The organism is Cyanobium sp. Copco_Reservoir_LC18 (genome assembly GCF_009834675.1).
Lineage (GTDB): Bacteria > Cyanobacteriota > Cyanobacteriia > PCC-6307 > Cyanobiaceae > Cyanobium > Cyanobium minutissimum.
Window position 1 is genome coordinate 76042 of the sequence record NZ_ASAC01000018.1, and the last position, 25113, is coordinate 101154.

Here is a 25113-nt window from a genome sequence, read left to right on the forward strand (position 1 = left end):
TCCATCAACACCGGGAGCCTCCAACCATGGACAGGCGGATGCTTCAGGTGATCTTCAAAGTCGTTGCGCCCAGAGGTCTGGAGGGATCGACTTTGTTTCCGGGGGGGCTGATGGAAGGGAGCCTTTTCCCCCGCACTCATCATCGTTCTGCAGCAGCTTTGCAGCCTTTATGCACAGGCCAAATCACGGGGAGAGTTGCGTGACTGACGCTGAGCATTTCCTTGGAATTGCACCACCAATCCTGTGGTTTCGGATTCAAGAATGGCTGTTGGCCGGCCGCCGCGGCCTGACCCGGTGGATCGGACAACGGGTGCTCAGGCAGACACTTCAAACGGGCCTGGTGACACCCAGGGGATTGAAAAGACGACTGAATCCCAGTGGTGCCAAGGGCTCCAGCCGTTCACCTCCCGGCTCCCGGCGCCTTGGCGCAACCCGCCCTGAAATCTGAGGGTCAGAGCTGTATCGCTCTAAGCAGCGTTAAGCACAACGTGGAGATTTGTAAAGGATCTGCAGCCATTGCGCCGCTCTCCGATGGGGGGCTCTTGCTTCTGGAACGGCGCCGCCTGGAGCGCCGCTTGGCAAGTCTCACGGTGGTGGTGGAACGTCGGCCTCCGAGCTGTCGTCCTCCTCGGGCACCAGGCGGCTGAAGTACGCCTCCTCCGCGACACCGGCGGACCGCCCTGGAAGGGGCAGTCCCAGCAGGCCGCCGACCTCGGGTTGCTGCGCCCGCGGTCCCCGAACGGCGAGGGCGGTGTGCCATTCCACTAGCAGCGGCACCGCCTGCCCCTTGCGCTGGGCGCCCATGGCGAAGGCGATGGCCAGGGCGAAGGAGGAGAGCATCACCCGCAGGCTGTCCCTTGCTACGGCTTCAACGGCCTGGGGTGCGGGGGCCTGGATCCTGGCTTCCACCTGCTCCCGCACCTCCTTGAGGCGGGCGAGCATGGCGCGCTTGGTTTCCGGCAGCGGCAGCCCCAGATCTTCAAAGCGGATCCCCAGGCTAGGCGTCTGGATCGCTTGCAGCCGGGCCTGGAGGTTGTCGAGGCTGGTGGCTGTGGTGATGGTCTCCTGGAGCAGGTCGAAGGTGCCGTTGGCGACGGAGAGCTGGCGGGCGACGTTGGCCCTCGCCGTCGCGACGCTGTTCCAGCCGGCAAAGGCCTGCAGCGGGATGATCAGCAGAAAGCCGATGACCGCCAGGACCGCCCAGCGCGCCACGGCGTCTCTGCGCTTCTGCAGGGCGGGATTTCCAGGATTGAGGTAAGCGGCCAGATGCAGCAGCCCAAGGGCCACCAGGGGGATGGTGCCCGAGTCAAGGCAGGCCGAGATGAAGCGCAGCTGCCAGGCCGTGTCCAGCGGGCTCACCGGCACAATGCTGGCCAGCAGGCTGATGAGATAGATCACAAACAGCGCGATGGCCATAAAGGCCAGCCGATCAGCCAGGATCTCCGAATCGAATGGGCTGATTCCCTTGGTGTCGGTCATCAGGAAATCCAGGCTTGAACCTGAGTTCCCCTGTTGCCCGTTGGGTTGCCTGTGAGGAAATCGGCGTGGATGTCGATGGGACGAACGGCGAGCGCCACGGGATCGTCAGCATTCAGGCGCTAGAACTTTCCCCCAGCAACATCATTGCCAGGCCATGGAAGTTGCCACTCTTCCAACCGACCGAGCCGTGAATGTGTGAATGGGTATGACCAAGCTTGCAAATTCTGCCCACTTCTGAGAAGCAAAGAGGCTCACAAGCACTGCCACAATCAAAAAGCTTGGGCTCCTGCCAATGCACACCAGCTTCCGCACGGCTCGCACAAAAAAGCCCCCACATCGGCAGGGGGGCGGTGTCAGAACGACAGGCTCAAAATGGAGATCAAAGAGCGCTGGCCCTTACTGCTGCAATGGAATTGATCCGGCGGCGCAGTCTGCGGCTCCATCCGAAGGCGACGATGCCACCCGCGACAGGCAAGGGGCCAGGAACCTGGTCCACGGGGCCTTCATCAATCACGCGCCATTTGGCGAAGCCAGTGACTTTGTCACCGTCTTTGGACATCACCGGCTTGCCTTTCCTGTCGAGACCAGTGTTGACGTCTTGAAAGCGAAGAGCGATCTGCGCGTCTTTCCAGTTGTTGCCTGTTGGGGTATATTGGTTAAACAGATTGAAGAATCTTTCGGCAACTTGATCCGCCGTGGCAATGTTTGGATCGTTGGATTTCAAGGTGAATTGGACTTGAACAGATTTCTGCCCACCAATCCCTTCATCGCCGGAGCCGCCATGGCAACCGCTGGAGCTGCTCACGCGAGCGCAGAAATCAAAGGGGGCAAAGGGCTCGTAAGGTGCCAAGCTGTTACCCGTGAGCGTCCGTGTGTTACCCTCAACGAAGCGAACACCTCGGCTTCGCTGAGTAGAAGTGGGGTTGTTGATGCCCCCAAACACCCGCTCGTATCCAGAAACCAGCGGGTTATAGCCAAGTAGCGAAATGGCTTCGCTTTTGTTGTCGCTCTTGAGAGGCTCGTTGAAAGCAAATCCCACAAGGGTGCCCGAAGATTTGCCGCTGGCCGGGGATGTATTCGAAATCCCGAGATCAAGAAGGTAGGTGCTGGGATCGCTGGGGTTTACTTTGAAGTCGAAGGAGAGTTTGGCGGTAACGCCGGTGTTGTAGAAGCTCGTATTATTCCCTTTGGTGGCGTCGAAATAAACATTGAAACCGGTTTTGGCAACAGCTGGCGCCCCTGCGCCCATGACTCCCGCGAGGCAGCCGGCCAGAAGGAGCTGGTTCTGTCGAGACCGACCCAACACCGCGAACACCTGAAGGTCCTCTCACCATAGCACAGGGTTTGTCACCAAGCTCAAAGGTGCCTTAGCCAATTCTTAAGTCTCGGCCGCCGCGCCGCCCTGGGAGGCCGATCGAGGGCGGTCGCTGCCGCCGCAAACGGGTCAGTGGCCCGGGTCCTGGGCACTGCCGGGAATGCTCAGCGCCTCCTGACGCTTCCCCCTGGCGATCAGGGAGCGTGAACAACGCGGCGCCCGCTCAGGCTCCACACGGTCCCTGACCCACCGCCCGGCCCTCCGACCCACCGGGGAGGATGATCGTGTCCACGCCTGCCGTTCGACCGGTTCCGCTCCATGCTGCGCATCGCCCACGCCCTGAACAGCCAGCTGCTGGGGGCCCTGGAGAGCGCGTTCCCTGAGGCGGCCGCCACCGCCCGGGAAGCCGGCACGGCGCTGGATCCCCAGCTCGGGCCCGCCAGCAAGCCGGAGTTCGGGGATTTCCAGGCCAATGGCGCCCTGGCCCTGGCGAAGCCCCTGCGTCTGGCGCCCCGGGCGATCGCGACGGCGATCGTGGAGCGGCTGGCCGCCGATCCCGACTTCGCGGCCCTCTGCCTGCCGCCGGAGATCGCCGGCCCCGGCTTCATCAACCTCACCCTGCGGCCCGAGCTGCTGGCCGCCGAGGTGGGCCGCCGCCTGGCCGATCCCCGCCTCGGGGTGGAGCCCGTGGCCCCCGGCGGCGCCCCGGTGGTGGTGGATTTCTCCAGCCCCAACATCGCCAAGGAGATGCACGTGGGGCACCTGCGCTCCACGATCATCGGCGACGCCCTGGCCCGGGTGCTGGAGTTCCGCGGCCATCCGGTGCTACGGCTCAACCATGTCGGTGACTGGGGCACCCAGTTCGGCATGCTGATCACCCACCTCAAGCAGGTGGCGCCCGAGGCCCTCGACACCGCCGATGCGGTCGACCTGGGCGACCTGGTGGCCTTCTACCGCCAGGCCAAGGCCCGCTTCGACAGCGACGACGCCTTCCAGACCAGCTCCCGCGAGGAGGTGGTGAAGCTGCAGAGCGGTGATCCGATCAGCCGCCGCTGCTGGCAACTGCTGTGCGACCAGTCGCGCCGCGAGTTCCAGCTCCTTTACGACCGCCTCGATATCCGCCTGGACGAGCGCGGCGAATCCTTCTACAACCCCTACCTGGAGGCGGTGGTGGCCGATCTGGCCGCCGCCGGCCTGCTGGTGAGCGACGGGGGCGCCCAGTGCGTCTTCCTCGAGGCCGAAGACGGCACGGCGAGCCAGGCGCCGCCGGTGATCGTGCGCAAGAGCGACGGCGGCTTCAACTACGCCACCACCGACCTGGCGGCCATCCGTTACCGCTTCGCGGCGCCCCCCGACGGCGACGGCGCCCGCCGGGTGATCTACGTCACCGACGCCGGCCAGGCCAGCCATTTCGCCGGGGTGTTCCAGGTGGCGCGCCGCGCCGGCTGGATCCCCGAGGGCGGGCGGCTGGAGCACGTGCCCTTCGGGCTGGTGCAGGGGGAGGACGGCAAGAAGCTCAAGACCCGCGCCGGCGACACCGTGCGCCTGAAGGAGCTGCTGGATGAGGCGGTGGAGCGCTGCGATGCCGACCTGCGCCGTCGCCTGGAGGAGGAGGGACGTCAGGAGGAGGAGGCCTTCATCAGTGAGGTCGCCACCACCGTGGGCCTGGCGGCGGTGAAGTACGCCGATCTGTCCACCAACCGGATCACCAATTACCAGTTCAGCTTCGATCGCATGCTGGCCCTCAGCGGCAACACCGCCCCCTATCTCCTCTATGCGGTGGTGCGGATCGCCGGGATCGCCCGCAAGGGCGGCGGCGCCGGCGAGGACGGGGCCGGCACCAGCGGCCCGGAGGCTCCGGCCTCCCTGACATTCCGCGAGCCCCAGGAGTGGGCGCTGGTGCGCCAGCTGCTTCAGTTCGATGCCGTCATCCAGGAGGTGGAGGAGGAGCTGCTGCCCAATCGGCTCTGCAGCTACCTGTTCGAGCTCTGCCAGCTGTTCAACCGCTTCTACGACCAGGTGCCGGTGCTCAGGGCCGAAGAGCCGGCCCGCACGTCCCGGCTGGCGCTCTGCCGCCTCAGCGCCGACACCCTCAAGCAGGGCCTGGGCCTGCTGGGCATTCCCACCCTGGAGCGGATGTGAGGCCGACGGAAAGGTCCGGTAGCGTTTGCCGGCACGGCGGCTGATGGGTCCGGATGGTCGTGGAAGAGCCCGTCAGGGTCGTGATCATCGGCGGTGGCTGTGGCGCCATGGCGGCGGCCTATGAACTCTCCAGACCCGAGCACAACGGCCGCTACGCCATCACCGTCTACCAGCAGGGCTGGAGGCTCGGGGGGAAGGGGGCCTCGGGCCGTGGTCCATCCGGTCGGGTGGAGGAGCACGGACTGCATGTGTGGCTGGGTTTCTATGAGAACTCCTTCCGCATGATGCGGGAGTGTTACGCCGAGCTGGAGGCGTCGCCGGAAGGCTCGCCCTTCGGCCCCTGGCAGGACGCCTTTCTGCCGGAAAGGGATGTGGGGCTGTTCTCGCGATCGGGGTCGTCGGACTGGCGGAAGTGGAGCGCCCGGTTCCCACCCCGGCCGGGACTGCCCGGGGATCCCCTGCCCCCCGGTGCCACCTATTCCATGGCGGGGTATCTGCAGCAGGCCATCGCCATGCTGCGGACCCTGATCCTGGACGTGGACGTGAGCACGCCGACGGAGGCCCCAGATGGGCGCCGGCCCGCGGACCTTCTCGAGGCCATGGCCGGCTGGCTCTCGGGGGGCACCTTCACCGGAGCGGCCCTGATCGTGGAGGGCCTTGCGCTGCTGAGCAGCGCCCTGCGGATCCTGCCGCTGCCGATGGAGGCCCCCCTGGTCCGCTTCGTCGAGGAGCTGAACATCGCTACCCGATCCTGGCTGGAGGAGCGCTGGCTCGCGGACCACCCGAAGCGCCACATCTGGGAGATCGTGGATCTCGTGCTCGCGATCATCGTGGGCACGTTTCGCTTCAACCTGCTCCGGGATCCCCGGGGACTGGAGGCGATCGATCACTACGAGTGCCGGGAATGGCTGCGCCTGAACGGGGCCTCGGAGCGGGCCGTGCGCTCCCCCTTCGTCGTCGGTCTCTATGACCTCGCCCTGGCCTATGAGGACGGCGATGCCAGCAAGCCTGCTCTGGCTGCCGGCCAGGCGATCCGGGGCTCGCTGCGCATGTTCTTCGGCTACCGGGGCTCCCTGTTCTGGCGCCTGCGGGCGGGCATGGGTGATGTGGTGTTTGCGCCGCTCTATGAACTGCTGCGCCGCCGGGGGGTGCGTTTCCAGTTCTTCCACAGGCTGACCAATGTGCAGATTCCGGCGGGGCCACCCATCCAGCCGGGTGATCGCTGCCATGTGGAAGCCCTTGAGTTTGATGTTCAGGCAGAGATCCACGGCAATCGCGACTATGAGCCCCTGATCAGCGTCGGTGGTCGCCCCTGCTGGCCATCCCAACCTGACGATGACCAGCTGGTCGACGGGGATCGTCTCCGACGCGAACAGCGGGATTTCGAGTCCCACTGGGATCGCAGGTTCACCTCCAGGCGCCGCCTCGAAGTGAAGCGGGATTTCGATGCCGTGGTGCTCGGGGTGAGCATCGGCGCCATCCCCCATGTCTGCTCCGGGATCCTGGCCAGGGATCAGCGCTGGGCCACCATGGTGGAGAAGGTGAAAACCACGGCGACCCAGGCCTTCCAGCTCTGGCTGCAGGAGGATCTCTCCCAGCTGGGATGGCAGGGTCCTCCCTACATCGTCTCGGCGTTCGACAAGCCCTTTGACACCTGGTGTGACATGGCCCATGTCATTCCTGAAGAGGCGTGGGTGCGGCCCCCCGCCACCGCCCTCTACTTCTGCGGCGTGCTCAGGGATCCTCCTGTGCCGCCAGCGGATACCGACACCCCCTATCCGCACCGCAGGGCGGAGGAGGTCAGGGAGAACGCCCTGGATTTCCTGCGAAACACCGGCTCGGCCCTCTGGCCCGGCGCCTATGACGCCGCCGGAGCCTTCCGCTGGGAGCTGCTGGCCGACCCCACCGCACCGGAGCCTGCCGGAGGTCTTCCCGGCGGAGGGAACGGCGGCGAGCAGCGATTCCTGAATCAGTACTGGCGGGCGAACGTCAATCCGACCGATCGGTATGTGCTGGCGCTGCCGGGCAGCCTGAAGCACCGGATCTCTCCGCTGGATCCCACCTACGACAATCTCACCATTGCGGGAGACTGGACCGACTGTGGGTTCAACGAGGGATGCACCGAAGCCGCCGTGATCTCCGGGCGGCTGGCGGCCCATGCCCTTTCTGCTTCACCTTCGCTGGCAGAGATTCACGGCTATGATCATCCTTGAAGATTTCAGCAACAAATCCCCGCCACAGCACGGGCCGTCAGACCATCAGCCATCCGAGACCAGAACCCGATCACTCCATGCTTGATGGCCCCATGTCGGATATCCCCAAGCCAGAGAATCAGCCGGGAATGGAAGATGGGGCCACGTCGGACGGACGTTGGCAGCGGCCGCCACTGGAGCGTGACCGACCCTTCCGGAGCGGCTGGTCCGACGGCGGGGCGCCGTTCGGGGGCCGGCCCATCACCGAGACCGTGGAAGACACCATCCGGACGGCGTATCGGGTCCTGGGGGAGAATGTTCGCCAGGGCCATGACGCCGCCGAGCGCTACAGCCGGGAGACGGCCCGCGGCGCCGGCGACGCCTCCCGCGACCTTGGCACGTTGGCCAGTCGCATGATCCAGCTGGGGCGGGACATGGCCACGACCTACTTCGATGTCATGGACATCCTCCTGCAGGAGGTCGATCAACGGCGCGCAGACCGTGATCGCCCGCCGGAGCGGCGCGATCCCCCTGCGGACACGGGAAGCGACGATGCCGGCGAGCCGCGTTAGCAGAGCCGGTTGTCCCTGGGCTGCGTGGGGCCCATGACCAGAACGATCCAGCCGCTGCTGGACGCCTATGGGCGGCTGATTCGTGAGTATGTGGAGCGCTACCTCACCAGCCAGCCCCGGGCTCCCTATCTCCATGAACTGCTGGCCGATTATCCGAGCCGGGGCGGAAAGATGATGCGGCCGTGCATCTGCATGGCCAATGCCCGCGCCTTCGGGGGAAGGCTGGAGGACGCCATCCCCTTCGCCGGTGCCGTGGAGATTCTCCACAATGCCCTGCTGATTCACGACGACATCCAGGATGAAAGTGTGGAGCGTCGTGGCCTTCCCACCCTGCATGCCCTGCATGGTGTGCCGCTGGCGATCAACGCCGGTGATGCCATGCTGTTGATGGCCTTTGGTCCCCTGCTCGACCATGTCGGCCGTCGCGGCGGCACGTTTGCCAGAAGGATTCTGGACGTGACGCGACGCATGGCCAGGGAAACGGCGGAAGGGCAGGCGCTGGATATCGGCTGGAGAATGGACCGTCGCCATGACATCAGCACCGCGGACTATCTCACCATGGTGCTGAAGAAGACGGCCTGGATGGCCACCATCTGGCCGGCCCAGGTGGGGATGCTGCTCGGCACCCATGGCCTGGTGGACCCGGAGGCCGTGGTCCGCTTCGGCTTCTTTCTCGGTGCCACCTTCCAGATCCAGGATGACCTGTTGAACTTCTCCTCGGAAGCGGCCTATGGCAAGGAGCCGCGAGGGGATCTGTTTGAGGCCAAGCACACCCTGCTGTTGATTCATGTCCGTGACCAATGCAATCAACGCGAACGCCGGGACCTCGATCACTTCATGAACCTGCGCCGCGAGGAGCGCACCGCCGATGCCGTGGCCTGGCTGGCTGACCTCATGGTCAGCAAGGGCTCGCCTGACTATGCGCGCATGGTGGCGGAGTCCCTGGCGGGCGCTGCGCGCCATGAATTCACCAGAGCCTATGGGCACCTTCCCGACTCTCCGGACAAGGACTTCATCGAGGATCTGGTCCCCTGGGTGTTCAACCGGACGACCTGATGCCTGAGACCCCTGGCGACCCTGTCGCCGCGCCTGTCGGTCGCGTCCTGCTCTACGGGGCCACCGGCTTCAGCGGCCGCCTGCTGACCCGGGCGCTTCGGGAGCAGGGTGTCGATGTCGTGCTGGCCGGCCGGCACCACGGCAGGGTGACGGAGATGGCCCGCCGGTGGCAGCTGGACGGTCGTGTGGTGTCCCTCGACGACCGGTCGCTACTGGAGGCTGCCCTCGACGGGATCCAGGTGGTTCTGCATGCGGCGGGCCCCTTTCAGCACACGGCCCTGCCGATGATCTCCGCCTGCCTTCGCCGCGGGACCCACTATCTCGACCTGGCCGGGGAATGGCCCGTGTTTCAGCAGGCGATCGATCACGGTGAGCTGGCCGCCGCCAACGGCGTGATGCTGATGCCGGGGATCGGCTTTTCGATCGTGGCGTCGGACTGTCTGCTGGCGCTGGCACGCGCCCGGTTCCCGGAGGCGGTGGCGCTGCGGCTGGCCCTGTCCGCCCCTGAGGTGATGTCGCGGGGCACCTTCCGCAGCCTGATGGGGCTCACCAGTTCCACCGTGCTGGTGCGCAGGCGGGGGGTGGCCACGGCCGTGCCCGCCGGGTCGCTGTCCCGCTGCTTCGACTTCGGCGCCGGGTTGCGGACGGCGGTGGCCGTCACCTGGCCGGACGTCGTCATCAGCCAGGTCACCCACGGCATCCCCACCCTGGAGGTCTATGCCGAGGCGGACTGGCCGGTTCAGGTCGCCCTGCGGGCCGGCTCCAGCCTGGCCCCTCTCCCCCAGTCGCCCCTGGGCCAGCGGCTGCTGGATCTACTGAGCCAGGGCTGGCCCGAGGCCCCCTCCGCCACACAACGGCAGCGCGCCGGCTTCACCCTGGTGGTGGAAGCGGAGGATCGCTGGCGACGCTGCCGCTCCCTCCGCCTCCAGACACCGGACGGCTATACCGTCACCGCTGCCACGGTGTCGGCGATCGTCAGGCGTGTCCTGAACGGCCAGGTCGCACCGGGTTTTCAGTCGCCCGCCCACCTCTACGGAGGCTCGCTGCTGGAGGAATCCGGTTGTGTTTTGCGGGTAGGCTGAGTCAATGCATGTCGGGACCAGTCGCTCCTGCATCTGTGAACGATCTTCCCTATCTCGACAATCCACTGGATGGCCAGCAGGAGGCCCCCCCTTACGTCTTCAAGGGGATCCAGTCGCACTATTTCAAGCTCAGGGCCGAGGCCAGGGCCCTGGAGAGCTTCTGCTCACGTTTTCTCAATCCAGCCTCCAACGCCTTCACCTACTGGCCGCTGTCGTCCCTGCCGCTGCTGGGTGCCGGTTTCGGACAGCCGTTCGTTGTTCTTGGGGTGCTCTTCTATCCGGACATGCGCTCCGGCAGCTTCCACCCTGAACGCTCCACCCGGCAGCACGAGGTTTTCTTCTCCTTCCCCGTTCTTCGCTTCAACAATGGATTCCCGGACAGGATCTGCTGGGTCTATCCCTTCATCTGCGTGGACAACATCCGGTCGGCGATCACGGGTCGGGAAGTGATCGGCCTGTCCAAGCTGGTGGGCCGATTCGATTGCCTGGACTCCCGCCCTTCGGGCGCGCCCCACCCCCCGTCCCGTGACTCCCTTTCCGGAGAACTGTTCGGCGAGGATACGGACTCGATGGGAATCAGCGTGCCCACCTACATGCGCTACGGACAGGACATCCACGAACAGATGCTGCCCATCATTCGCGTCCAGGCGGATCCCAAGTTCCCGGCGGCCGCTCTGCCCGATGCCGAGGTGCCCCCGCTCCAGGAATCGCCGGTCCTGGATCGCGCCGCCGCCGAGGCAGGGGCCGGGCTTGGACCGTCATGGCCGGGCCCGGCAGGGTCCGCAGCCGGCGCTTTCCTGAACCGGATCGCCGAGCTGGTGCAGGGATTCACCTTCCTGTCTCCGAAGCTGGCCATCAACAGCCTCAAGCAGACCAGAAGCAGTGTGGATCCGGCCTGTTCCGACCACCAGGCCCTGCTGGAGACGGTCTGGCAGTCGGAGAATGTGCGCCAGCTCAGATTCTGGGGGCTCGGCCACTTCCGGATCCAGATCTTCAATCACGCTGGCCTTCCCCTGGTCAACCAGCTCGGTCTGGGGCAGCACAAGCGCGATGGAGACTTCATCGAGCTGGTGGGGCTGGGCTCCAGTTATTCCCTCAGCGCCGACCTGCGCATGGTGAGTGCCTCCGTCCTGGCGGAAGCCGACGGTGGGGCGCCGACCACGGGCAGCCCCCTCATCCGGGATCTCGCCACCATCCCCAGGGCCTGCCTGTCCCTGACCGCCGACCTGGCGGATGCCTCGATCCAGTGGGCCGGCCTCTCCGTGTCCCTGGCCCGACAGGCGCTGGGCCTGGGACCCTGAGGGGCCGCCATCTTCTTCGGTGTGCCGGAACGGCCGCGCCCTGGGTGAGAAGGGTTACGGGGCCGATCCGCCGATCCGTTCCCCTGCGTAAAGCTGTTTCTTCGCGTTGATCATCGTCTCGAAGCTGGTGGCCCCCTGGGTCCTGGCCATGGCCAGGGCCTGCTCCAGGGTTTCCATCACGGAGGGTTCGTCATGGCCCCTGGCCCTGGCGATCACATCGGCTTTGCGGACATGGACAAGGGGCAGGAAGTAGGCCTCACCTGAGCGCCTGACGGCCTCCTCAGCCGCCTGAATGGTGGCGAAGGCCTCGCAGGTGGAGCCGGCCAGAGAGTGGAGCGTGGCAATCTCGGCCAGCCGAAAGCCCTCCAGCGTCATGACACCCAGGCGCTGCTGTTCCCGCATGCCTTCGGTGGCGATCGCCAGCGCCTCTCCCCCCGGCTCCGCCTGTCCGGCCTGGGCCAGGGCGACGCCTCGGTAGACCTTGGCGATGGCACGCCAGGTGAGGTAGCCATAGGTCTCGGAGATCTTCAGGATGGTTTCGCTGAGGGCGATGGCCTCGAGATAGCGACCCTGCAGCACAAGAATCAGCAGTTCGTGGCTCATCGTGTAGACCGTCTCGTAGTTCCGGCCCAGCCGAGCGGCATGGCGTCGTGCCTGTTCGAGGGTGGCGGCCACCTGGTCCGGATCGCCGGCGGCCTGCTCCACCATCGCGAGGGCCGTGAGGGAACCCGTCATCGGATCATGGGTGGACGGAAAGCTCAGATCCCAGCCCTCGTGGAGGTGGTAGAGGTCAATGCTTTCTCGCAGATGCTGGCGCGCCAGGGCCATGGATCCCTTGACGTAATGGACGTATCCAATGGAGAAATGGGCTTCAATCCCGTGGATGGGATTCCGGCCCTGATCCCATAGCTGGAGGCACTGGCCAGCCGAGTGCTCGGCATTCTCCAGATCGCAGGAGACGAGGCTGAAGTTGCAGATTCCCCGCAGGATCGCGAAGGACGACTGGCTGTCCTCGAGGCGCTCCGCCAGCCGCCGGGATTCCTCCAGAATCTGCCCGACTTCCGGTGCCGAGTAGCTGCGGGATCCGGCCAGACTCATGGCCAGGCCCAGCAGCAGTGTCAGCTCCAGGGAGGGTGGCAGTGTCTCCTGGCGACAGCCTTCGTGACGCAGCAGATCGAGGGCCGTCTGGAAGTGCTGCACAGCTTCCTCATGGGAGGCCATTTCGGCGGACCGTGCCCCGGCACTGATCCAGTGGGGGATCGCCTGTTCGAAGGATCCTGCGCGGGTGAAGTGATGGGCCAGCAGCTGGGGCTCCGCATCCACCAGCTCATGAAACTGACCCGAGAGGGTCTCGGCGATCTGTTCGTGAGGGATCTGCCGTTCCCGTTTCAGCATGGTTTCGTAGGCCGTGTCACGAATCAGCGCATGCTTGAATTCGTAGGCTTCACCGGCTGTCTGATCGGAGAACTGCAGCAGCCCGGACACCAGCAGATCATCCATCTGCTGGCGCAGCACCGCCTCCGGCTGGCTGGAAACCGCTTCCAGTAAGTCGTAGGTGAAGCTTCTGCCGATCACGGCGGCGATACTGGCCAGCCGACGGGCCGGACCGAGCCGATCGAGGCGGGCGGCCAGGGAGTCCTGCAGGGTCTCCGGGATCGGGTCGGCGTCATCGCCGCCGCCGGAGCCGTTGGCACGAACCTGCTCGAGCATGGCCTTCGTCGTTTCCTCCACGAACAGGGGAATCCCATCGCAGCGTTCGACGATGCGCCGCATCAGCTGGGGGGAGAGCGCTTCATCGGCGTTCAGACAGGAGCAGATCTGTTCGGAGGCCGTGCGGTCCAGCCGCTTGAGGTTGACGTGGGCACAGTTGTCGCCGGGGGGCCAGCGCGCCTCGAATTCGGGCCGCGCCGTGGCCAGCACCATCCAGCGCTGCTGATGGGCGGCGGCGATCAGACGATCCAGCAGTTCCAGGGTTGTCGGATCGATCCAGTGCAGATCTTCGACGACGATCAGGCTCGGCTGACCCTGACTCCAGGCCTGGACCATGGCCAGCAGCGTGTCCAGTCGGATCTGGCGTTTCTTCTCGGGGGTCAGTCCTTCCAGCGCGGACTGCTGGCCTCCGGGGAGACCGATGAGATCGGCCAGAACCTCCAGGCTGCTGGCTTCGGTGGCGCCGTAGCGCTCCATCAGTCGGGCCAGCTTCTGGTGGCGGCTCCCATCGGCTTCGCCCTTCTCGAAGCCGGCGGCTTTGTTGATCTGTTCGGCGATGGGATGGAGGGTGCTTTCCCTGGTGTTCGGGCCGCAGTACCAGCTCATCTGACGGTGACCCTGCTCCAGCAGGGATCGCTTCAGTTCGCCGACCAGATGGGACTTGCCGATTCCCGCTTCCCCCTGGAGCAGCACCACCTGGCCCCGCCCTGCGGCGGTGGCCTGCCATGCGTTCCACAGCAGCTCCATCTCCTGCCGACGGCCGATCAGCGGCAGATCACTGGTTCTCCAGCGGGCCTGGGACCGGCAGGACACGTCGGTTTCCTCCACCACCGCATAGATCTGCACCGCCTGATCGAAGCCTTTCAGTTCCCTTGGCCCGAGACTCTGGAGATGGAACAACTCCCTTGTGATCCGATGGGTGCTCTCCGACACCAGGATCTGGTCGGGGCCCGCCTGCGATTGCAGCCTGGCGGCCAGATTCGGGGTTTTCCCCATCATCAGACCGGCCTTGTGCGGTGTCTCGATGTTCCGGATGCTGGTGGCCACCACGGATCCCGTGGCAATGCCGATGCGGCTGCGCAGGGGTTCACCGGTGGGCGACGGGAGGCCCCGAATCGCCTCCCGCAGCCGCAGGCCCGCCCGAACGGCATTGGGGGCCGCTTCCTCCGAGGCATCGGGATAGCCGAAGTAGGCGAGGATGCCATCACCCAGATACTGGGCCATGTAGCCACTGTGGGAGGACACAATGTCATCACAGATGGCGTAATAGGACTCCACCATCTCCATCAGCTCCTCGGGGTCGAGTCGCTCTGCGAGGGATGTGGAGTTGACGAGGTCGCAGAACAGAACAGTGACCTGACGTCGTTCCGGTGGACGGTTGACAGGTTTCACCCGTGGACCCATGGCTGATGCATCGCCGTGCTCGGGGCTGCGGTCAACGTCGAGAGGTGCGAAGCCCTCTGGCCCATTCTAACGGCCGTCTGTTTTTTCGTGCGACGTTCCGTCATTTCCGGCCACCCGGAGGGCCGTGCCGGAGCGGGGCCATCAGGGCTCCAGCAGTCCCCGCCGCCGCAGGGGCTCGAGATTCGCCAGCCGCAGCCCTTCGGCCGTCTCGACGATGGTTCCCCGGGAGCGGAGCTGGGTGAGGATCCGGGAGGTGGTGCCGCGGGCCAGCCCGGCGATGGCGGCGATCTCCGACTGCTTCAGGTCGGGAATCGGGGCGAGCGGATCGTTGCCGTAGCCGCTGCAGTAGGCCAGCTCCAGCAGGGTGGCCAGCACGCGGGTGGAGGCATCCTCGCCCCGCAGGCTGAAGCGACGTCCCAGGCCGAGCAGACGCCTGGCCTGCAGCCGGGCCATCTCGATGGCGAATCCCGTCGAGCGATCCAACTCGTCCTGGACCGTTTTCCAGCGCAGTTTCACCACTTCAAGCGGGGTGAGCGCCACTACATCCGCGGACCGCCGGCTGTTACCGAGAAGCAACGCCAGCTCCCCGAACATTTCCCCGGCACCCATCAACGCGATCACCACCTCCTCCCCCTGCAACGTGAGGCGTCGAACCTTCACCACCCCCGAGCGGATCAGGAACAGCCCATCGTTCCAGTCACCCTCGAAGACCAGCTGATGCTGGGCTGGCACCTGCAGGGTCCGGTGCTCGCCGAGAAGGCTCTCCAGCTGCTCGATCGCCAGCCCCTCGAACAGGGGGAAGGACCTCAATTCACCGGCCTCGAAGCCTCCCATCTCCCTCCGACGGTCGCGTCACCATCCCATGGTTTGCCTGGCTTGTCATCCAGGTGACAGCGGAGTGGCAGCCATCTCCCAGCCGGAGGCGACGGGGATCAACACACGCCGGCGACGATGCCCGGACAGTGGCGGCAGTGCGTTGGGCTGCCTGTCATGACGTCCTTCGTCCCCAGTCCCCGGTGTCGGTGGCCCGTGCCCGCTGGGGCGGACCGGTGGATCGGGCACTGCTGGCCAGAGCTGCTGGCCCTGGCGGTGGGCGGGCTGTCTGGCCCGGCGACGCCTGGGCCGCTCGTGCTGTCGTCCCTGATCCGCCTCAGTTGGTGCTCGGCGGAGCTGCTGCACGGGACCGGCCATGCCCTGATGCGCGCCCTGGTCGACGGCGACGGCGACGCCCTGGCCATGGTCAACCTTCTGGAGCATCGCTCCCCCGGCGAGGTGCTGGGGAGCCTGGCGCCCCTGGGGCGGATCGGTCCGGGGGACGGCCGGTATCGGCCGCGCCCCTGGGTGGCGGCCGGGGACCCGACGCCCTGGCGGGTGCGACTGAAGGCCTTTGGCGGCCTGCTGTCCAACCTGCTGGCCCTCGCCCTGGCCTGGGGCGGCCTGGAGGTGTGCAGCGCAGGGAGCCCCGCCCCCGTGCGGGCCCTGCTGGTCAGCGTGGCGGCGGCCAACGGCGCCCTGCTGCTGGCCTCACGCTCCGACTGGGAGGCGATCGGGAGCGGCCTGGCCACCCGCTTCCACTGCGGCCATTTCGGCTTCATCAGCGGTGCCGATCCATCGGTGCGTGGCGAGATGCTGCCGCCGCCCGCCATCGATCGCTTCCGGACCATGGGCCTGGAGATGGAGACCCGGGGGGCCCCCGCAGGCGCTGGTCTGGTGGTGGTGCGCGATCGGAGGGGCCGGATCGACGTCGTCGGACACGGAAGGATCAACGGCAAGCGCGGCCACCTCACCCGCGCGCTGGAGCGCGGCTTCCGCCGGGCCGGGCGCCGGGCCCTGCGGACGGGCCGCCGACCCCTGCCCTCCGGGCTGATCGCCGCCTGGCACTACGGCCCCGGCTCCAGCGGCCCCTCCGGGAACCTCGCGTCCCACTGGCAGCGCTGGTCCCCGCCCCAGCGCCGCCGCCTCTGGTCCCGGGCGCAGGGACGCTGGGTGAGTGACTGGCAGGCGGTTCAGCACCGCATCGCCCTCGAAGGCGAGTTCCAGGGGTTCAGCCTCTTCGGCGCCGAAACGACCGCCCACGGCCTGGGGATCTGGCTGCGGTCCGCCCTGCGCGGCGGCCCTGCGGCGACCGGGGCGGCGCCGACGGTCGCCGGACTGATGGATCTGCTGATCTGCCAGGGGGACTGGTTCGCCGCCGTGCGGCTGGCGTCCCTGCGGCTTCTGGCGGAGCCCGCCGCCGCACCGGCCAGCGACGCCTTCGCGCCCTGGGCCACCGGCTTCGAAGCCGCCTTCCAGGACCTGATCGCCTCCCGCCCCGACGCGTGCCTCGACCGCCCCGCCGTGATGGAGGAACTGACCCTGCGGATCCTGCACCGACTCGAGGCCGATCCCGTGCTGCGGCGTTACAGCTCCTCGCGGACCCGGCGCTGGATCCGGGCGGCCATCGGGGCGTTCCTGCATCACGATCCCTTCGCCGCGGCCCGCCAGTTCCTGGCCTGTGCCCGGGGCCGTTTCGGGCTGGTCGTGATCTCCGCCACCTGGCCCGACCGGCTGGTTCTCTGCAGCCTGGGGCAATCGATCGCCATCGGTGTCGACGGGCCCGGCGCCGTGGCTCTCTATGCCACCGAGCCGGCTGCGGTGGATGCGGTGCTGGGGGGGCGACCCGGCTGCCACCGCATCGACCTGGATCCGGTCGCCGGCGAGATCGCCGTTCTCTCCCCCACCGCCCTCACCATCCACTCGCTCTCGCAGGAGCGTGAACTGACCGCCGAGGAGATCCGTCGCCGCCGCCAGGCCTCCCGCACCTGCCCCGGATCCGCCGAGCCCCCACCCCGGGCCGGACGCGGTGGCCTGGATCCGGTGGGTGCGGACCTGGCGGCGATCCCCGGTCTGCTGTCCAGGATCCAGGACGACTGGATCCATCCCCTCTCGGCCAACCGCGCCAGCGCCCAGGCCCTGGCCCGGCTGCTGATCGCCACGGCGATGCGGCTGGCCGAAAGGCAGGCGTTGCTCACGCGCGAAGGACTGGATCCGGCCCTGGCCCGATCCAGCCATGTGGATCTGCTGGTCACCGGCCTCGAGAACAACCTCTGGCTGGGTGCGCACTTCGCGCGGGATCTGGAGGGGCTCATGCCCCTGCTCCACGTCAAAGCGCTCTCCGCCAGCGCCGTTCTCCAGCATCTGCACGGCGACGGGTCGTCCCTGAATCTGTCCCGCCAGTCGATCGTGCTGGTGCTCAGCGATTCCGCCCAGAGCACCCCCTGCCGCCAGGTGCTGGATGCCTGCGACCGGCTGGTGCGCGAGGCCCTGATCGGGGACGTCTTCCTGGTCATCGGCGACCCGGACAGCCTGCCGGCGTCTCCGCTGCCGGCCCCCGACGACCCCGATGGCTCCGCTGGCTCCGACCAGGCCCGGCGCCATCGGCTGTTCACGACGGCGGCCGGCCGCCGTACCTCCGAGGCGGCCACCGCCACGGTGGCGGCCATGCACCAGACCCTCACCGAGCTGCTGTTCAGCCTCTGCCGCCAGGTCCAGCAGGCCTTCCCCGACCAGCGCCCCCTGGGGCTGCGGCTGCGACCGGAGGCGCTGCTGGCACTGGAGACGATGGAGGACCAGCTTCTGGTCAACGATGTCCGGGAGATCATCGGTGCCGACGAGGGGGGGCAGCCCCACCCCACCGCCGTCTCCCGCCGGCTGGTCCAGGAGGGCAGGCGGTGGGCCTGGCATGTCCTGGAGACCCCGGCCGCCTGGCTGATCCACGCGCTCTACGTCCTCGGCAGCCTGGGATGGGGAATGCCCCTGTTCCGGGGCCTCACCCTCGCCCTGCTGCCGCTGGCCGGCCTGGCCGAAGGGGAGGGGATGGGTTCCCTGCTGCTGGCCCTGAGCCTGCCCGCCGATGTGGCCCTCTATGTCCTGGGTCCCTGGTGCTGGACCCTGGGCCTGAGGGTCCTTCAGGGGCGCCAGCCCCTGGCCCGCATCGGTCGGCGCAGCCTGGTGATCGGCGAGGCCGAGGGGCTGCACCAGCTGCTCAGCAGCTTCGTCAGCAAGCTCTTCGCCCTCAGCGATGGCCTCACGGCCCTGGATGTGCATGGTGCGGATCCCGCCGATTCTCTCCCCCACGGCTATGCCCATCGGCTGGTGCGCGGCACCCTGCTGTTCCTGGGGGGTCCCGACGGCCGCTGCAGCCAGCGACAGCGGGCCCACGCCGATGCGGTGCTCGGGGCGGCCCGGCAGGCCGAAGGGCTCCGCCACCTGGGAGCGGGTCCCGAGATCGTCGCCCTGAGTTCCGATCCCTGCATCACCGCCGAACACGTTCAGGCCGCCCTGGTCATCCCCAGCCCGATCCATGGGGGCTGCGGCAACGGCCTCCGTCTCCCCAGCGACGATGGGATCGAGGCGATCCGGGAATCCCGCTTCGGGTCCCTCCGGCGGCTGCTGGCCGCCTACGTGTTCTTCCATGCCATGGCCCACCGGGTGGCCACGGTGCCGGGGCTGGGCTTCGAGTGGTGGAGCTCCCAGAGCCGTCCGAAGCTGGCGCTGGCCGCCCCACCCCTGGCCCTCGCGATCCGGCGCATCCGCGCCGAACCGGCGGCGAGTGAGCCACCGGTTCGGGGCCGGCTGGTGCATCAGCTGCGCCGCTAATGACCGGGGATCCGATCGGCGCTCCGGCGCCCGGCCGCCCTGGATCGGGAGCGCGCCTCCTCCTGTCACCCGGATGACACCCAGCCATCACCAACAGCACGGGAACGGGTGCTCCCAGGTCCAGGTCGTTCCGTGCTGTCTCCACACAATCAGGGGGCCCTAACGGACAGGACCATGGCGGCAGGCGGCTCCAGAACGCGCTTCTGGATTGACATGAGCCTGGAGTGTGTTGGCCGGGACCACACCGATTCCCTGTCCCCCGGTGACCAGCGGGGCCCCTTCCTCACGGCTCGGGCCCTCGCCATGGCCCTGGCGGCCCTGCATGACGTCAGGTCCGTCGTCGCCGGCTCGGCCATGCAGCTGCTCAGCCTTCCCATCCCCGCCGGCCTGCTCCCCTTCCCCAGCCCGGAGATGAGGGATCTGGCCGCCGCGGCCGCCTGCCACCAGGTGCTCCGGCTTCGCTACCCCAACCAGGCCACCCCACTGGAGCGGGCCTGGCGCCAATGGCTCGATGATTTCGCCCTGGGTCCGGCCGGGACACCGGTGGAGATGGCCGGCAGGGCCTACGGCAAGGCCGTTCACCAGGTCGGCATCGACGACCTCAGCAAGGCGCGCGCCGCGGGCACGGCCGATGGCACGCCCTGCCACCATCGGCCGGCACCGCCCCAGCCGACCCAGGGTTTTGCGGGGGCCGACTGGGGACATGCCACGCCACTGGCCGCGACCCGGGTGACGGATTTCCCGCCGCCCCCCGGCCGCCTCGATGCCGCCACCGCCGCTTCCCCGGGGGAGTTCCGGCGCGCCCCCGGCGATCCGGCCTTCCGCAGCCTGGCCGAGGAGGTCATCGGCTCGGCCTGGGCGTACGACGGCCCCCGGGAGCTCGGCTCCCCACCCCGCCTCTATCTGCAGGTGGTGCTGACGGTGCTCGACGCCATCGAGACGCGCCATCCGGGCCAGCTCCACGGGCTGGATGGACTGGCTGCCATCGCTGGCGCCGCCGTGGCCATGGCCGATGCGGGCATCGATGCCTGGTTTTACAAGTACGCCCCGACCCACAGGATGGGCCGGCCGGCGGTGGGGGTCCGGGAGGCCGTTGTGGCGAAGGGGCTCGCCGCAGCCAGCCGGTTGCCCATGGGCCGTCCGGATGCCGACGGCACCGGGGCGGGGCTGACGCCCGATCTTCCCTCCTATCCCTCCGGCCACGCCACCCTCGGTGCGGCGGCCTTCCAGCTGCTGCGCCTGTTCCTGGTGGCCCGGGGGTTGAGCCGCTTCGATCCAGCCGGCAGCGGCCGGGATGATGTGCGCTTCGAACTCGTCTCCGATGAGTCCGATGGTCGCAACAGGGATCCCTGCACCCCATGGCCGCGGGACCGTCTCACCCTGAGTTACGGCAGCCTGTGGGAGGCGATGGTGGATAACGCGGTGAGCCGGGCCTATCTGGGGGTGCACCGACAATGCGATGGCATCACCACCCGCCTTCCCGGCAGCGAGGATGACGTCTTCGGGGTTCCGGCCACCCCCCGGGAACTGGGCCACATCGGTGGTGTGTGGCTTGGCGCCAGGATCGCCAATCAGATTGCCCGGAAGCTGGACATCCCGAACGCCACGATTGCCGCCTCCGGGATCGTCTGAGTTCTCTTTCTGAGCGCCTCTGCGCCCTCCGGGGGCTGGAGGGCACCGATCAGCCCTTGCCCGGTCGAGATCCACGGCCGACGGGCTGAACCTCAGGTCTTGGGCATCCTGGCCAGATAATCCTCCTGAAGGATGTACATGCGTTTGACGTCGCGATACTGGCCTTCGATGAAGAACTCGCCCACCAGATGGCCCTCTTCGACGAAGCCGCACTGCTGATAGAGGTGCAGGGCCTTGGCGTTGTCAACGGCTACGGACAGGTAGATCTTGTGCAGATTCAGGATGGTGAAGGAGTAGTCGAGGGCCTTGTGGATGCAGAAGCGCGCGTAGCCCTTGCCCTGGTGCTCCGGGGCGATGATGATCTGGAATTCGGCCCGGCGGTGGATGTAGTCGATCTCGATCAGTTCCACCAGGCCGATCAATTCCTTGGCCCTGTTCTCCACCACGAAGCGGCGCTCGGCATTGTCGTGGATGTGGCGGTTGTAGAGATCCTCCAGTTCATCAAATGACTCGTAGGGCTCTTCAAACCAGTAGGCCATGACGCTGCGGTTGTTCACCTGGTCGTGGATGAACCGCAGGTCGCCCCGCTCCAGGGCCCGCAGGGCCAGCTCCGATCGCGCCACCGGATTCCAGATCGACGTGCACAGACGGTAGGGCTGCGCTGCAGGATGGCAGTCGCAGCGATCTGAGCTCCGCCGCCGTGACCAGCCCCACCCCAGGCGAGAGCCCGGCCGTTCCCCCCTGCCCCCGGGCCCGGCCGGAGGTGGAGACCCTCACGGCCTACAGCGCCCCCCTGGAGGGGCGCCGAGGTCTGCTGCGGCTCGATTTCAACGAGAACACCGTCGGCCCCAGCCCCCGGGTGGTGGAGGCGATCCGCGCGATACCGGCCGATCACTACGCCATCTACCCCGAGTACGACGGCCTGCGGGAGGCGGTGGTGCGCTCGCTGGGGGGCCGGGGCCTCACGCCGGCCCACATCGGCCTGTTCAACGGGGTGGACGCGGCCATCCATGCCGTCTTCCATGCCTTCGGCGCGCCGGGCGACCGCCTGCTCACCACCAGCCCCACCTTCGGCTACTACACCCCCTGTGCCCGCATGCAGGGCATGGTGATCGAGGCGATTCCCTACCGCCTGCCGGATTTCGCCTTCCCCTTCGAGGCGATCCGGGCGGCCCTGGCGGCCCCGGGAACGGCGGCGGCTGCCCCACGGATCCTGCTGATCTGCAACCCCAACAACCCCACCGGCACCCGGCTGGCGCCCGAGCGGATCCTGGAGCTGGCGGCGGCGGCGCCGGACACCCTGGTGGTGGTGGATGAGCTCTACGAGGCCTTCACCGGCGACAGCGTGCTGCCCCTCGCCGATTTCGCCGCGGTCCCCAACCTGCTGGTGCTGCGCTCCCTGGCCAAGACGGCCGGCCTGGCGGGCCTGCGCATCGGCTTCGCCATCGGCGCTCCGGCGCTGGTGGAGCGGGTGGGCCGGGTCTGCGGCCCCTACGACATCAACAGCTTTGCGGTCACCGCCGCCCATGCCGCCCTCGCCGACCAGGCCTATGTGGATGGCTACGTCGCCGAGGTGCTGCGGGCCCGTGACCGGCTCGTGGGCCAGCTGCAACAGGCGGGGGTGCGCCACCATGCCGCCGGCGGCAACTACCTGCTGCTCTGGCCCCGCCGGCCGGCCGCGGCGGTGGAGGCCGACCTGCGCCAGGCCGGCATCCTGGTGCGCTCGATGGCCGGCAAGCCGCTGATCGACGGCTCCCTGCGGGTCAGCCTCGGCACCGGTGCCCAGATGGAGCGCTTCTGGGAGGCCTACCGCCGCATCGACGCTCTGGGGTGAGGCGCGGGAGCCGCCGCCGGCCTCAGCGCATCACCTCCACCACCACCCCATCCCCCAGGGGCGGCACCACCGAGATGGTGCGGCCGCCGCGCCGCACCGTGGCCCCCACCATCGCCTTCAGGAACGGCTCCACCGACCCCTGGTCGCAGCCGGCGGGGGGTTTGCCGGTGGTGTACTGCACCGGAATCACACGGCGGGCCTGCAGTTCCCGGGCCACCTCGGCCGCCTCCTGGCCGGTGTAGACCTTGCCGCCGCCGCCCACGCCGATGATCAGCACATCGGGCCGTCCCAGCAGCACCCGATCGGCGGGGCTGAGGCGACCGGCGGTGCCGCCGAGGTGGGCGATGTCGAGGCCGCCCTGGCGCCAGCGCCAGAGGGTGGCGTTGCCGAAGCGGCGGCCGCCCACCCGGTCGTGGGGGGCGGCGATGCCCTCGATCTGCAGGCCCGCCAGCCGGTAGGAGCCCGGCTTCACCAGGAACTTGCCGCTGGCCACCTGGGCGCCCTCATCCTTGAGCAGGCTGCTGGCCAGGATCACATCGGCGCTGACCCGGGGCTCGGGCAACCCGGCGGCACAGCCCACGGCCTGGAACGGGTTGACCAGGACGCGGGCGCCACCGCCCTGGATCAGCAGGGCGCTGTGGCCCAGATGGGTGATCGAGACGCCGCCGCCCTTCTGGGCCGCCGCCGGCATCGGCAGGGTGAGTCCGGCCGCCAGGGCCAGAGCCGCGCCGAGGCGCAGCCCTGGAGTGGCGGTCCTGCGCAGGGCTGTCGCGGATCCGGTCAGCGCTGTCGCGGACCGGCTGGTGGGGTCAACCATGGAGTCGCGTCTGGCCCCACCGGGCCCGGGATGTGGCGCGAAACTAGCAGTGGGAGGCCTGGCGCAGGAAATTGGCCAGCAGCTGGTGACCGGCCTGGGTGAGCACGCTCTCCGGGTGGAATTGGACCCCCTGCAGGTGGGGATGGTCGCGGTGCTGCAGGCCCATGATCGTGCCGTCCTCCAGCCAGGCGGTGATCTCCAGGCAGTCGGGCAGGGTCTCCCGCTCGGCGATCAGGCTGTGGTAGCGGGTGGCGGTGAGGGGCTCGGGCAGGCCTTCGAACACGCCGGCGCCGCGGTGGTGGACCGGTGAGGTCTTGCCGTGCATCAGCTCGCCGGCCCGCACCACCCGCCCGCCGAACACCTGGGCCAGGCACTGGTGACCCAGGCACACCCCCAGCACCGGCACGGTGGGCCCCAGGTGCCGCAGCACCTCCAGGCAGACCCCGGCCTGGTCCGGGTCGCCGGGGCCGGGGGAGATCAGGATCGCCGCCGGGTCGAGGGCCCGGATCTGCTCCAGGTCGAGGGCGTCGTTGCGTTCCACCCGCACCTCGGCGGCGAGGGGGTGGTCGGCGGCCAGTTCACCCAGGTACTGGACCAGGTTGAAGGTGAAGCTGTCGTAGTTGTCGAGGACCAGGAGCATGGGGACGGTCTAGACGCCGAGGCGGATCAGCAGGGGGGGCACGAGCAGCAGCAGGGCGATCAGCAGCGACGAGAGGGCGGCGACGAGCACGGCGGCGGCGGCGCAGTCCTTGGCGATGCGGGCCAGGGGGTGGAACTGGCGGCCGATGGCGAGATCCACCACCGCCTCGGTGGCCGTGTTGAGCAGCTCCAGCACCAGCACCGCCGCCACCGTGAGCACCAGCACCGCCAGGCGGTCGGCGGCCAGGCGCAGCCACAGCCCCAGGCCGAACACCACCGCACCGGTGACCACATGGATGCGGAAGTTGCGCTGGCTGGCGAAGCCGTAGGCCAGCCCCTGGGCGGCGTAGCGGAAGCTCGCCGGCAGGTCGCCCGCCACCTTCCAGGCCCCCACCCGCAGGCGCCTGCCACGGCGGTGCACGTCGCTGGCCCCGTCGCCGGTCACTTTGCCGGTGACCTGGCGGAGGGCCGGCGGAGGTTCCCCGGGAACGAGCATCGGCATCGCACCGCCGTTGGAGGGACAAGCGGCACCCTACCGCCGATGGTCGCCGGGAACAGCCCCTGTCAGGAGGGGGAGGCCACCAGCAGCGCCGTCTGCCGGGCCAGCATCGCCTCCAGGCTGTCGTCATCGGGGTGGTCCCAGCCCAGCAGGTGCAGCAGGCCGTGGCTGGCCAGGAACAGCAGCTCCTCGCCGAGGCCGTGGCCGGCCGCCTCGGCCTGCCGCCGGGCCGTGTCGAGGGAGATGACGATGTCGCCCAGCTCCAGCCAGTCCGGCTCCACCCCCGCGGGGGCGGGCGGCGCCTCCTCCTGGGCGGCGAAGGCCAGCACGTCGGTGGGGCCGCTGTGCTGCCGCCAGGCCTCGTTGAGCTCCGCGATCGTGGCGTCGCCGGTGAGCTCCAGCCCCAGGCTGTAGCCGGCGGCGCGCAGGGGGGCCGGCAGCTCCGGCAGCAGCTGGGCCAGCCAGGCCCCCAGATGGCCGCTCCAGAGGGCTTCGGCCACGGCGGGGTCGGTCAGGGGCTCCAGGAGAGGGGCATCGCCGCAGTCCCCGGACTCCAGGCTGAAGGCCAGGTCGATCTCCGGCGCCGTCATCCGGGCAGGCTGGGCCGCCCCAGCCAGGCGATCAGCAGCAGGAACCCGCACAGGCCCAGGGCGGTGAGCCCGAAGTGCAGCAGGCTCTGGCGGCCCTTGCGCACCATGTTGCGCATGGCCAGCTTGACGAAGCTGGGGCTTTCCTCCCCCGGTGCGGCGGGGGCGGGCGGGGGGCTGGGGCGCTCGGGCATGGGGGGCGCTGCGGAGGGAA

19 protein-coding genes are annotated in these 25113 nt (G+C 68.3%); 9 read left to right on the forward strand and 10 right to left on the reverse strand.

What is annotated here, in order from left to right:
- Positions 1 to 585: 585 nt before the first annotated feature.
- Both L107_RS10610 and L107_RS10620 read right to left on the reverse strand, forming a co-directional pair.
- Positions 586 to 1479 carry a hypothetical protein gene (locus L107_RS10610; protein ID WP_159818657.1) on the reverse strand — a complete coding sequence of 298 codons (894 nt, stop codon included), beginning with the start codon at positions 1477 to 1479 and terminating at the stop codon, positions 586 to 588.
- Positions 1480 to 1858: 379 nt separating this feature from the next.
- A complete protein-coding gene (locus L107_RS10620; RefSeq protein WP_159818661.1) occupies positions 1859 to 2728 on the reverse strand; it encodes a hypothetical protein in 870 nt (289 codons plus the stop codon).
- Between the two features lie 384 nt (positions 2729 to 3112).
- Between L107_RS10620 and argS the strand changes: the two genes are divergently transcribed.
- The 6 genes from argS to L107_RS10650 all read left to right on the forward strand — a co-directional run bounded on the left by argS (position 3113) and on the right by L107_RS10650 (position 11139).
- The gene (gene argS / locus L107_RS10625; protein ID WP_159818663.1) at positions 3113 to 4936 is read left to right on the forward strand and encodes an arginine--tRNA ligase; all 1824 of its coding nucleotides are present in this window, start codon (positions 3113 to 3115) and stop codon (positions 4934 to 4936) included.
- Positions 4937 to 4989: 53 nt separating this feature from the next.
- Positions 4990 to 7149 (forward strand): NAD(P)-binding protein, encoded by a 2160-nt coding sequence (locus L107_RS10630; RefSeq protein ID WP_159818665.1) that lies wholly within the window; start codon positions 4990 to 4992, stop codon positions 7147 to 7149.
- A gap of 92 nt (positions 7150 to 7241) precedes the next feature.
- On the forward strand, positions 7242 to 7700 hold the full coding sequence (locus L107_RS10635) for a hypothetical protein (protein ID WP_236550629.1): 459 nt from the start codon (positions 7242 to 7244) through the stop codon (positions 7698 to 7700).
- Between the two features lie 33 nt (positions 7701 to 7733).
- On the forward strand, positions 7734 to 8756 hold the full coding sequence (locus tag L107_RS10640) for a polyprenyl synthetase family protein (RefSeq protein ID WP_159818669.1): 1023 nt from the start codon (positions 7734 to 7736) through the stop codon (positions 8754 to 8756).
- Positions 8756 to 9838: a trans-acting enoyl reductase family protein gene (locus L107_RS10645; protein WP_159818671.1), complete on the forward strand. Its 1083-nt coding sequence runs from the start codon at positions 8756 to 8758 to the stop codon at positions 9836 to 9838. Before L107_RS10640 ends, L107_RS10645 begins: the two co-directional genes overlap by 1 nt.
- Positions 9839 to 9873: 35 nt before the next feature.
- Positions 9874 to 11139, forward strand: coding sequence for a hypothetical protein (locus L107_RS10650; protein ID WP_159818673.1), 1266 nt, complete (start codon positions 9874 to 9876; stop codon positions 11137 to 11139).
- Between the two features lie 54 nt (positions 11140 to 11193).
- Here L107_RS10650 and L107_RS10655 read toward each other — a convergent pair whose 3' ends face one another.
- A complete protein-coding gene (locus L107_RS10655) occupies positions 11194 to 14241 on the reverse strand; it encodes an adenylate/guanylate cyclase domain-containing protein (RefSeq protein WP_159818675.1) in 3048 nt (1015 codons plus the stop codon).
- Positions 14242 to 14394: 153 nt separating this feature from the next.
- The gene (locus L107_RS10660) at positions 14395 to 15087 is read right to left on the reverse strand and encodes a Crp/Fnr family transcriptional regulator (protein WP_159818677.1); all 693 of its coding nucleotides are present in this window, start codon (positions 15085 to 15087) and stop codon (positions 14395 to 14397) included.
- A 294-nt stretch (positions 15088 to 15381) separates the two neighbouring features.
- Here L107_RS10660 and L107_RS10665 point away from each other — a divergent pair, with 294 nt between their 5' ends.
- Positions 15382 to 18891 (forward strand): hypothetical protein, encoded by a 3510-nt coding sequence (locus L107_RS10665; protein WP_159818679.1) that lies wholly within the window; start codon positions 15382 to 15384, stop codon positions 18889 to 18891.
- Positions 18892 to 19104: 213 nt separating this feature from the next.
- Complete coding sequence (locus L107_RS10670) at positions 19105 to 20523, forward strand: hypothetical protein (protein WP_159818681.1); 1419 nt, start codon at positions 19105 to 19107, stop codon at positions 20521 to 20523.
- 92 nt (positions 20524 to 20615) lie between these two features.
- Here L107_RS10670 and speG read toward each other — a convergent pair whose 3' ends face one another.
- A complete protein-coding gene (speG, locus tag L107_RS10675) occupies positions 20616 to 21146 on the reverse strand; it encodes a spermidine N1-acetyltransferase (protein ID WP_159818683.1) in 531 nt (176 codons plus the stop codon).
- 77 nt (positions 21147 to 21223) lie between these two features.
- Here speG and L107_RS10680 point away from each other — a divergent pair, with 77 nt between their 5' ends.
- Positions 21224 to 22357: a histidinol-phosphate transaminase gene (locus tag L107_RS10680; RefSeq protein ID WP_159818685.1), complete on the forward strand. Its 1134-nt coding sequence runs from the start codon at positions 21224 to 21226 to the stop codon at positions 22355 to 22357.
- 22 nt (positions 22358 to 22379) lie between these two features.
- Here L107_RS10680 and L107_RS10685 read toward each other — a convergent pair whose 3' ends face one another.
- The 5 genes from L107_RS10685 to L107_RS10705 all read right to left on the reverse strand — a co-directional run bounded on the left by L107_RS10685 (position 22380) and on the right by L107_RS10705 (position 25093).
- Entirely contained in the window at positions 22380 to 23174 is a 795-nt protein-coding gene (locus L107_RS10685; RefSeq protein WP_201295868.1) for an MBL fold metallo-hydrolase, read from the reverse strand.
- Positions 23175 to 23217: 43 nt separating this feature from the next.
- On the reverse strand, positions 23218 to 23814 hold the full coding sequence (locus L107_RS10690; protein ID WP_159818687.1) for an aminodeoxychorismate/anthranilate synthase component II: 597 nt from the start codon (positions 23812 to 23814) through the stop codon (positions 23218 to 23220).
- Between the two features lie 9 nt (positions 23815 to 23823).
- Positions 23824 to 24309, reverse strand: coding sequence for a diacylglycerol kinase family protein (locus L107_RS10695; protein ID WP_159818843.1), 486 nt, complete (start codon positions 24307 to 24309; stop codon positions 23824 to 23826).
- A 68-nt stretch (positions 24310 to 24377) separates the two neighbouring features.
- Positions 24378 to 24902: an rRNA maturation RNase YbeY gene (gene ybeY, locus L107_RS10700; protein ID WP_159818689.1), complete on the reverse strand. Its 525-nt coding sequence runs from the start codon at positions 24900 to 24902 to the stop codon at positions 24378 to 24380.
- Positions 24899 to 25093, reverse strand: a complete 195-nt coding sequence (locus L107_RS10705; protein ID WP_106219357.1) for a DUF3285 domain-containing protein — start codon at positions 25091 to 25093, stop codon at positions 24899 to 24901. The genes ybeY and L107_RS10705 overlap by 4 nt, the downstream gene beginning before the upstream one ends.
- Between the last annotated feature and the right edge of the window lie 20 nt (positions 25094 to 25113).

What these genes read in the sequence shown, in the direction of transcription:
- L107_RS10610 (WP_159818657.1), bottom strand. Translation starts at nt 1,479, where the DNA reads ATGACCGACACCAAGGGAATCAGCCCATTCGATTCGGAGATCCTGGCT.
- L107_RS10620 (WP_159818661.1), bottom strand. Translation starts at nt 2,728, where the DNA reads ATGGGCGCAGGGGCGCCAGCTGTTGCCAAAACCGGTTTCAATGTTTAT.
- argS (WP_159818663.1), top strand. Translation starts at nt 3,113, where the DNA reads ATGCTGCGCATCGCCCACGCCCTGAACAGCCAGCTGCTGGGGGCCCTG.
- L107_RS10630 (WP_159818665.1), top strand. Translation starts at nt 4,990, where the DNA reads ATGGTCGTGGAAGAGCCCGTCAGGGTCGTGATCATCGGCGGTGGCTGT.
- L107_RS10635 (WP_236550629.1), top strand. Translation starts at nt 7,242, where the DNA reads ATGTCGGATATCCCCAAGCCAGAGAATCAGCCGGGAATGGAAGATGGG.
- L107_RS10640 (WP_159818669.1), top strand. Translation starts at nt 7,734, where the DNA reads ATGACCAGAACGATCCAGCCGCTGCTGGACGCCTATGGGCGGCTGATT.
- L107_RS10645 (WP_159818671.1), top strand. Translation starts at nt 8,756, where the DNA reads ATGCCTGAGACCCCTGGCGACCCTGTCGCCGCGCCTGTCGGTCGCGTC.
- L107_RS10660 (WP_159818677.1), bottom strand. Translation starts at nt 15,087, where the DNA reads ATGGGAGGCTTCGAGGCCGGTGAATTGAGGTCCTTCCCCCTGTTCGAG.
- L107_RS10670 (WP_159818681.1), top strand. Translation starts at nt 19,105, where the DNA reads ATGAGCCTGGAGTGTGTTGGCCGGGACCACACCGATTCCCTGTCCCCC.
- L107_RS10685 (WP_201295868.1), bottom strand. Translation starts at nt 23,174, where the DNA reads ATGGTTGACCCCACCAGCCGGTCCGCGACAGCGCTGACCGGATCCGCG.
- L107_RS10690 (WP_159818687.1), bottom strand. Translation starts at nt 23,814, where the DNA reads ATGCTCCTGGTCCTCGACAACTACGACAGCTTCACCTTCAACCTGGTC.
- L107_RS10695 (WP_159818843.1), bottom strand. Translation starts at nt 24,309, where the DNA reads ATGCTCGTTCCCGGGGAACCTCCGCCGGCCCTCCGCCAGGTCACCGGC.
- ybeY (WP_159818689.1), bottom strand. Translation starts at nt 24,902, where the DNA reads ATGACGGCGCCGGAGATCGACCTGGCCTTCAGCCTGGAGTCCGGGGAC.
- L107_RS10705 (WP_106219357.1), bottom strand. Translation starts at nt 25,093, where the DNA reads ATGCCCGAGCGCCCCAGCCCCCCGCCCGCCCCCGCCGCACCGGGGGAG.